Annotated in this window: 1 protein-coding gene; it reads right to left on the bottom strand. The window is 69.8% G+C overall.

What is annotated here, in order from left to right; all coding sequences use genetic code 11:
• Positions 1 to 1,198: L-serine ammonia-lyase (locus AC5RU7_RS20975; RefSeq protein ID WP_494053872.1), on the bottom strand; the 1,198-nt coding region annotated here is incomplete at both ends.

Below are 1,198 nucleotides of genomic sequence, written 5' to 3'. Positions count from 1 at the left end.
AGGGAGACGCGGTGCGTGCCGTCGCCCCAGAGCGCCATTTTCGCGGCGTTGATCGCTTTCGCGGCCGCGATCGCGTTCCGTTCGATGCAGGGCACCTGGACCAGCCCGCCGATCGGGTCACAGGTCAGGCCCAGGTTGTGTTCCATCGCGATCTCGGCCGCGTTCTCCACCTGTGCGGGGGACCCGCCCATCACCTCGGCCAAACCGGCGGCGGCCATCGATGATGCCGACCCGACCTCGCCCTGGCAGCCGACCTCCGCCCCGGAGATCGAGGCCTGCTCCTTGTACAGCACCCCCACCGCCCCCGCGGCGAGCAGGAACCTGACCACGACGTCGTCGCGGTCTTCCTGGGTGGCGGTGTCCATGCCCGGGGCGAAGTGCAGCGCGTAGAACAGCACCGCCGGGATGATCCCGGCCGCCCCGTTCGTCGGCGCCGTGACCACCTTGCCGCCGGAGGCGTTCTCCTCGTTCACCGCCAGCGCCACCAGGTTCACCCACTCCTGCCAGTACCTGGGGTCGAACGGGCCCGCGTCCCACGCAGCGTCCTGGTCCTGGTCGTGGCGGGTGTCGGGGTGTGCGGTTTCCTTCTGCAGCCGTTCGTACCAGTCCGGGGCGCGGCGGCGCACGTTCAACCCGCCCGGCAGCACCCCGGCCCGCTTCAAACTCGTCGCGACGCAGTTCTCCATCACGGACCAGATCTGCAGCAGCCCGGCCCGGATCTCCTCCTCGTCCCGGGAGGCTTTCTCATTGAGCAGCATCACATCGGCGATGCCCAGCCCGGTGTCCCGGCAATGCGCCAAAAGTTCCGCCGCGGTCCGGAACGGCAACGGCAGCTCCTGCTTGGAGGCCTCCAGTTCCTGCTGCGCCGCGTCCTCTTCCCCCTCCCGGACGATGAACCCGCCACCGACCGAGAAGAACGTCGCCGCATGCAGCACCTCCCCGGCCGCGTCCGTGACCGTGAACGTCATCCCGTTCGTGTGCCGGGGCAGCACCGTCAACGGCCGCAGCACCATATCGCCCACCCCGTACGGCAACGGCACGCCCTCCCCACCGGCACCGGCAAGGTTCAGGATCCCGGTCTCCGCGATCGAGGCAAGCCGTTCCTCCACCTCCCCGGGCAGGATCAGCTCCGGATGGAACCCCTCCAACCCCAACAGCACCGCGGTCATCGTCCCGTGCCCGTGCCCGGTCGCCGCCA

This window comes from Arthrobacter sp. K410C (assembly GCF_059090105.1).
Note: the sequence above shows the minus strand (reverse complement) of the source record. Positions and strands in the feature narration are given on the sequence as shown.